We start from the raw sequence: 7,453 nt of genomic DNA on the forward strand, positions 1-7,453 counted from the left end.
CAGCGACACCCGCCCCGACATCCCCGCGGAACTCGACGGCCTGGTCGCCGAACTCCTCGCCAAGAAACCCGAGGACCGCCCGCCGGACGCCCGCACCGTCGCCGCCCGCCTCCGCGCCATCACGGCGACGCCGGGGCAACCACAGGCGCGGACGCTTGAGGCGACCGTCCCGCCGCCCACCAGGACCGTGCCGCCCAGCCGCCAGCGCGGCCCTAGTGTCGCTGTCAGGGTGGCCTTGGGGACGGTGCTGGGGTGCATCGCCGCAGCCGCACTCGTCTTGCTCTCCTTCATAGTGGCGTCCATCAACCCTGGCGGGGTCCTGGTGGACCAAGGCGCCTTCGCCAAGTTCGTCCCGTGCACCGACGTTCGTCCCGCGGCCTTCTCCACTCCCGAGTCGGAGGTCACGGTGACAGGCGACGGAAGTTACTGCGCGTGGCGGATCAGAGGGCATCCTTTCCGCACCGTCAGCGTCATGCAGCGAATCGTGGAGGCCAACGGGTGGACGTCCGCGGAAAAGAGGGCCCGGGAGCGGGTGGCGAACCCGGCGCTGGGTTCGGAAGAAGTCGAGCGCAAGGAACCGAGTCTCGGGCCGGACGCGTACTCCGTCTCGTCTACCGGCAGGCCGGACGTGTGCAAGATGACTTTCCGGAAGAGCAATCTGATCGTCCTCGTCCACTACACCGAGGATCACGGCGACGGCGAACCCGATCCCGTCGAGGTCCGCGAGAAGGCGCTCAAGCTGGCCGGCGAGATCTCCACCAAGGTGACCGCACCGCGACCCGCGTCCTGATCCGGGAGGGGACGTCACATTCCGGGGCGGTGCGAGCGCCGGGCGCGCCGCCGGTACCGTCATGGGCTGTGGATCAATTGAGGACCGGTTCCAGAAGGGTGCCGCCGTGGCTGTAGTCGTCGGCACGCTGGCGTATGCGCTGCTGGGGGTCGCCTGCCTCGCCACGGGAGTGAAGACCCGCCGTGGCACGGGAGAGTATTCGATCTCCCGCAAGGTCAAGGTGAGCTACGAAGAGCTCCCGCCGAGGGAACGGGTCCGCACGAGCAATGCGCTGTTCGCCCTGGGGACGGCGCTGCTCGTGTGCGCCACGTACAGCCTCGTCCCCGACCCCGTCATAGCGGTGTTCTTCCTGACGGCCGTCGTCCTCTTCGCCGTCTACGCGGTGGTCCAGAGGGGACTCCGCAGGGCCGCGCAGGACATCGCGCGCACGCGAGCGGACTGAGCCGCCGCGCGCGGTCAGGGCTTGCCGGGGAGCACGCACATGGCGTCTAGGCCCATGACGCGGTTGAGGCGGCCGAAGGCCAGCCAGGAGCCTATGCACATGCTCAGTTCCACGATCTCGCGCTGGGTGTAGTGGGTGGTCATGCGGTCCCAGAACTCTTCGTCCAGGCCGTGGTGGTCGAGGGCGTAGCGTTCGGCGTATTCGGCGGCCAGGCGGGTGCGGTCGTCGAAGGTGTCGGTGGTGCGCCACTCGGTGACCGCGTCGGCGAAGCCGTCCTCGACCTTCTCGCCGTCCCGGTCGGTGCGCCAGTCGAGGCAGAACAGGCAGCCGTTGATCTGGGCGATGCGGAGCCGGGCCGCCTCGAATTCGCGGAGGCCGAGGGTGGTGTGCTCGTAGACGGCCAGGGAGAGGTTCGCGGCGGCGGGGCCGATGCCGGGGACGAGTTCGCCCCACGCGTACTGGATCGGGTCCTTGCCCTCGGGGACGTCGAGGTTCACCGGGGGCCTCCCAACTTGCCTACGGCGGGACGGATGGGGACGTCGAGAGCGTCGTAGAGGCCGGGGGCGGCGTCCACGAGCCAGTCGATCGCGCCGACCAGGCGTCCGACCGCGGTGGCGTTGCCGCCCGCGGCGCGGTTGCCGTGCTCGTCGGTGGCCTCGACCGTGACCTCGATGCGGGGGTCGCCCTCGATGATGACGCGGTGCGCGCCGTCGCCGTCCGGTGGTTTCGGCCAATGCGGGGCGCAGGACGCGTGGATGCGGGTGACGTGCTCGATGACGATGCGCGGTTCGCCCTGGACGATGCCCTGGACCTCGAACCGGACGGCTCCCTGGGTGCCCTTCTCAAAGTCGCCCATGGATTGCGTGGTCACGGTCTCGTCCAGCGGGAGGCGCTCCACGGTCTCGCGGATCTCGTCCAGGTCGACGCCTAGGGCGCGGGCCATCAACCGGACCTGCCCGCCCCACACCATGGTGGGGACCGTCGCCGCGAGCATGGGCGGCTCGTAGTCCATCGGCTGGCCCATGCCGACCAGGTACCGGACTGAGTCGGGCTGGTCGTAGGTGGTGTAGTCGAAGATCTCCTGGCAGCGGATCACGTCGATGGTGCCGCCGAGCCCGCTCACCATCAGCGGCAGGACGTCGTTGCCCCAGCCCGGGTCGACGCCGGAGACGAACAGGGAGCCGCCGCCCTCGGCGACCGCGTCAAGGATCGCCTCCCGCATCTCGGGCGGGGCGTTGCGCTGGTCGTAGAGGGCGTAGAGGGCGGGAGTGACGACCACGGCCCCGGTGCGGATCGCGCCGAGGATGTCGGCGAGGGCGTCGTCGGGGCGGACGTCGCCGGACGCCGCGTACACCACGGCCTGCGGGCCGGTGGCGAGGGCGGCGTCGATGTCGGTGGTGGCGGCTACGCCGAGGTCGCGGCCGAGCCCGGCGAGGTCGCCGGCGTCGCGGCCGGCCTTGCCGGGGTCGTGGACGATCACGCCGGTGAGCCGCAGTGCGGGATGGGCGTCCACCGCGCGGATGGCGAGCCGGCCGACATTGCCCGTGCCCCAGACGATCGCGGAGATCATGCGCGCAACGTAACAGATGCCCCACCGGAAGCCAAGCAAATGCTTGTTTCCAGAAGTGGACATGAGTTACGTTCACGTAACCGGTGACGCACCCACTCCGGTGATGTAGAACACGTTCCAGTCGCAGCGAGAGTGAGGAAGCTCACATGACCGACTCCACCCTGCCCAATGAGAGATCCGGCGGGCCGTCCCGCCGCGGTTTCCTTATTGGAACGAGTTCTATCGCGGGCCTGAGCATGCTCGGTCTCCCGGGCCGCGCCGCGGCCGCGCAAGGGCCGATCGGGAACGGGGCGCACGTCCCGGCCCTGATCATCGGCACCGGTTACGGCGGCTCGGTCGCCGCCCTCCGGCTCGCCCAGGCGGGCGTCCCCGTGCACATGGTCGAGCAGGGGATGGCGTGGGACACCCCCGGCTCGGACGGCAAGATCTTCGCCAACACCCGGTCCCCCGACCACCGCGCCTACTGGCTGCGGACCAGGACCAAGCAGCCCCTCAGCAACTTCCTCGGCTTCCCGATCGACAAGGACGTCCCCCGCTACACCGGCATCCTCGACGCAGAGGACTTCAGCGGCATCACCGTCTACCAGGGGCGCGGCGTGGGCGGCGGCTCGCTCGTCAACGGCGGGATGGCGGTCACGCCGAAGCGGGCGCGGTTCAGCTCCGTCCTCCCGTCGGTCAACGCGGCCGAGATGTACGACGTCTACTACCCGCGCGCCAACGCCGGGCTCGGCGTCAACGCGATCGACCAGTCCTGGTTCGACAGCACCGCCGCCTACCAGTACTCGCGCGTCGGCCGGAAGCACGCCCAGCGCTCGGGCTTCGACCACATCTACGTGCCGAACGTGTACGACTTCGACTACATGGAGCAGGAGGCCGCTGGAGCGGTCCCGAAGTCGGCGCTCGCGGCCGAGATCCTCTACGGCAACAACCACGGCAAGAAGTCTTTGCAGCAGACATACCTCGCCCGCGCCAAGGCCACCGGCCGGGTGACGATCTCGCCGCTGCACCGGGTGACGTCGGTGTCCCCCGCGTCCGGCGGCGGGTACACGGTCGTCATCGAGCAGATCGACACGGCCGGGAACGTCACCGCGACCAAGACCGTCACCGCCGGCCGGGTGTTCTTCGCGGCGGGCAGCGTCGGCACCAGCAAGCTGCTGGTGAAGATGCGGGCCACCGGCAAGCTGCCGAACCTGAACGGCGAGGTCGGCAAGGGGTGGGGCGACAACGGCAACGTCATGTGCGGCCGCGCGAACCACATCTGGGACCCGACCGGCTCCCTGCAGTCGTCCATCCCGACCACCGGCATCGACAACTGGGACGACGGCGGCGCGTTCGCCGAGGTCGCGCCGCTCCCGACCGGCATCGAGACCTGGGCGTCGTTCTACCTGTCGATCACCGACACCCCGCACCGCGCGGAATTCTCCTACAACGCCGGGGCGGGACGCGTCGACCTCAACTGGCAGACGTCCTGGAAGCAGACGAGCATCGACATGGCCAAGTCGATCTTCGACAAGATCAACCGCAAGGAGGGGACGATCTACCGGACCGACCTGTTCGGCACCTACAAGATCTGGGGCGACCACCTCACCTACCACCCGCTGGGCGGCGCCGTCCTCAACAAGGCCACCGACAACCACGGCCGGCTGCACGGCCACCCCGGCCTCTACGCCATCGACGGCTCGCTGATCCCCGGCAACACCAGCGTCAACCCGTTCGTCACCATCACCGCCCTCGCCGAGCGGAACATCGAGAAGATCATCGCGACCGACCTGTGACCCGCCCTTTGCCCGTCCCTTGACGGCCGGTCCGGCCACGGGCGCGCGTGGCCGGACAGGCGGCATACGACCGCTCCTTCCTGGGGAAACGGGTCCATATGGACATTCCCCGGACGCTCGTGCTGACCGGGCACTTCCCACCGGAGCCGGGCGGGGTCCAGACGTTCACCTGGGAGCTGCTCCGCAGGCTCCCCGCCGACCGGCTGGTCGTCGTCGCGCCCGCCCGGCCCGGGGCCGCCGCGTTCGACGCCGGGCTCGGCTTCCCGGTCGTGCGGCGGCACGGCTACCTGCTGTTCCGCGGGCTGCGCCGGCTCGTCGCCGAGCACGGCGTGCGGGCCGCGTGGATCCCCGCCGCCGCGCCGTTCGCCATGTACGCGCCGCTGGTGAAGGCGGCCGGAGTGGAGCGGCTCGTCGCGTCCACGCACGGGCAGGAGATCGGCTGGTTCCGGGCCGCGCCCACCCGCGCCGCGCTGCGCGCCGCGTCCCGCACCGTCGACACCCTGACCTACCTCAGCGAGACGTGCCGCGCCGAGGTCGCCGCGGCCCTCGGGGACCGGACACCGCTCGTCCAGCTCGCCGGAGCCGTCGACCCGGCCCGCTTCCGGCCGGGGGCGGACGGCGCGGACGTGCGCCGCCGCCACGGGCTCGGGACCGGGCCGGTCATCGTGAGCGTGTCCCGGCTCGTCCGCCGCAAGGGCCACGACCGGCTGCTGGACGCCTGGCCCGCGATCGTCCGCAGGCACCCGGCCGCGCGGCTCCTCATCGTCGGGGACGGCCCGATGCGGCGCCCCCTCACCGCACGGGCGGCGCGGGAGGCGCCCCGCACCGTCACCGTGGTCGGGCCGGTCTCCGACGCGGACCTGCCGCGCTACTACGCCGCCGCGGACGCGTTCGTCCTGCCGTGCCGCGACGACCGGCGCGGCCTCCAGGTCGAGGGCCTCGGGCTGTCGGTGCTGGAGGCGGCCGCGACCGGCCTGCCCGTCGTGGTCGGCCGGTCCGGCGGCAGCCCCGAGGCGGTCGTCGCCGGGAAGACCGGTGTCGTGGCCGACGCGGCGGACCCGGACGAGCTGGCGGACGCGCTCAACGGCCTGCTGGACGACCCCGCCGCCGCCCGCCGCATGGGCGAGGCCGGCCGCCGCTGGGTGTGCGCGACGTGGAGCTGGGACCTGGCCGCGGCCCGGCTCACCGCCCTCCTGGCCGGCGCCCCCGCCGACCGGGCGGTCGGAGCGGCACGGAGGGTGAGCCCCGCATGGGCGTCAAGGAGCGCCTGAACCGCCCCGATTTCTGGCGCCTCATGGTGGGCCAGACGGTCTCCTCGCTCGGCGACTGGATGGGCACCCTCGCGCTGATGTACTTCGTACTGGAGCTGAGCGACTCCACGACGGCGGTAGGCGGCGTGCTGGTGCTGCGCCTGCTCCCGTCGGCGCTCGGCGCTCCGGTGGCGGCGCGGATCGTCACCCGCTGGCGGCGCCGCCAGGTGATGATGTACTCCAACCTGGTGATGATGGGCATGGCCCTGGTGCTGCCCGTCGTCCCGCTGCTGTGGTGGGTGTACTTCTGGGCGTTCGCGATCGAGCTGGCGGCGCTGGTCTTCCTGCCGGCCCGGGACGCCTCCATCCCGTTCCTCATCGAGGACCCGGAGGAGCGCAAGCACGGCGACGAGCACGACACCGGGGCGCTGGAGGTCGCGAACGGCATCACGATGGCCACGTCCTACGGGATGATCCCGGTCGGCGCCGGGGTGTTCGGGCTGGTGCTGTGGGCGACCGGCGCGCTCGGCTGGGAGGGCCACGCCCGCTATATCGCGGTGTTCTGGCTGGACGCGCTGACCTACCTGGCCTGCTTCCTCGCGATCCGCTCGATCGCCGACCTCGGGCCCGCGCCCGGGGAGCGGCCGTCCCGCGACCGGCTGAAGCGCGAGGGCACGTTCCTCGAAGGGCTCCGGCTCCCGGTGGTGCGCGGCGTCCTGCCCGGCATCGCGGTCGTCGCGCTCGGGCTGGGCGCGCTGTTCTCCCTCGGCGTGGTGTTCGTGCAGAACGTCCTGGACGCGGGCCCGGTCGGCTTCGGGACGCTGGTGGCGCTGTTCGGGGTCGGCGCGATCACCGGCCTGCTGCTCGTCCGCCGCGGGATGTGGGACCTGATGAAGCAGGTCAGGACGGCGACCGCCGTCCTGGGCGTGGTGGTCGCGACGATGGGACTGGTCGCCTCGGTGGCGTGGGCGTTCCTCGGCGCCGTGGTGTTCGGCGCCGCCGCCACCGCCGCCCTCGTCGGCGGCATCACCTACCTGCAGCAGGGCCTGGAGGGCTACCGGCGCAACCTCGCCCTGACCGCGTTCCACGCGACGCTGCGGTTCGGCATGGCCCTCGCCGCGCTCGTGGCCGGCGCCGCGGCCGACCTCATCGGGCACTGGGACGCGACGCCCCTCGGCATGCGGCCGTCCCAGGTCGTGCTCGCCCTGTCCGGCCTGATCGTGATCGCCGGCACCTTCCTCATCCGCCGCCCCCGCGACCCGGCCGGGCACTCGAATTCGAGCTGACGGACACGCTCTGACACCGTCCGCGCACGCATCGCACCCGAAGCGCCGTGCGCCGAGATCGCTCGACCTCACCCGCAAACGGGCAATTGTGCCGCCCCAATAGGGACCAACCTGAGCGAGACCGCCATGACCTCGCATGTCATGGCGGCGGATCGAAAAAGATCACCCAAGCGACCGGACATATTGAATCGCCCCTTCCCAAGAGCGGCTTCCTAGGCCAGTATGCAAGCACTTACTTATAGGAGGGAAGGGAGACCATGCGCCCCCTCATCGCACTCATCGCGTTGCTGCTGGCCATCCCACTGCTCGCCGCCCCCGCCAACGCCGACCCCATTCCGCC

6 protein-coding genes and 1 pseudogene are annotated in these 7,453 nt (G+C 71.3%); 5 read left to right on the plus strand and 2 right to left on the minus strand.

What is annotated here, in order from left to right; translation table 11 throughout:
* Together E1200_RS34090 and E1200_RS28985 are read left to right on the plus strand one after the other, a co-directional pair.
* Positions 1 to 790 (plus strand): annotated as a pseudogene (locus E1200_RS34090) (hypothetical protein); the annotation flags it as partial.
* A gap of 106 nt (positions 791 to 896) precedes the next feature.
* On the plus strand, positions 897 to 1,232 hold the full coding sequence (locus E1200_RS28985; RefSeq protein WP_131955259.1) for a hypothetical protein: 336 nt from the start codon (positions 897 to 899) through the stop codon (positions 1,230 to 1,232).
* Between the two features lie 14 nt (positions 1,233 to 1,246).
* Here E1200_RS28985 and E1200_RS28990 read toward each other — a convergent pair whose 3' ends face one another.
* Both E1200_RS28990 and E1200_RS28995 read right to left on the minus strand, forming a co-directional pair.
* Positions 1,247 to 1,729 (minus strand): carboxymuconolactone decarboxylase family protein, encoded by a 483-nt coding sequence (locus E1200_RS28990; RefSeq protein ID WP_131955260.1) that lies wholly within the window; start codon positions 1,727 to 1,729, stop codon positions 1,247 to 1,249.
* Entirely contained in the window at positions 1,726 to 2,802 is a 1,077-nt protein-coding gene (locus E1200_RS28995) for a dihydrodipicolinate reductase (protein ID WP_131955261.1), read from the minus strand. The genes E1200_RS28990 and E1200_RS28995 overlap by 4 nt, the downstream gene beginning before the upstream one ends.
* A 236-nt stretch (positions 2,803 to 3,038) precedes the next feature.
* Here E1200_RS28995 and E1200_RS29000 point away from each other — a divergent pair, with 236 nt between their 5' ends.
* The 3 genes from E1200_RS29000 to E1200_RS29010 all read left to right on the plus strand — a co-directional run bounded on the left by E1200_RS29000 (position 3,039) and on the right by E1200_RS29010 (position 7,113).
* Positions 3,039 to 4,577: a GMC oxidoreductase gene (locus E1200_RS29000; RefSeq protein ID WP_243708914.1), complete on the plus strand. Its 1,539-nt coding sequence runs from the start codon at positions 3,039 to 3,041 to the stop codon at positions 4,575 to 4,577.
* Between the two features lie 98 nt (positions 4,578 to 4,675).
* A complete protein-coding gene (locus E1200_RS29005) occupies positions 4,676 to 5,848 on the plus strand; it encodes a glycosyltransferase family 4 protein (RefSeq protein WP_207933602.1) in 1,173 nt (390 codons plus the stop codon).
* Positions 5,827 to 7,113, plus strand: coding sequence for an MFS transporter (locus tag E1200_RS29010; protein WP_131955263.1), 1,287 nt, complete (start codon positions 5,827 to 5,829; stop codon positions 7,111 to 7,113). The genes E1200_RS29005 and E1200_RS29010 overlap by 22 nt, the downstream gene beginning before the upstream one ends.
* The last annotated feature ends 340 nt before the right edge of the window (positions 7,114 to 7,453 follow it).

It is taken from the genome of Actinomadura sp. GC306 (assembly GCF_004348665.1).
Lineage (GTDB): Bacteria > Actinomycetota > Actinomycetes > Streptosporangiales > Streptosporangiaceae > Spirillospora.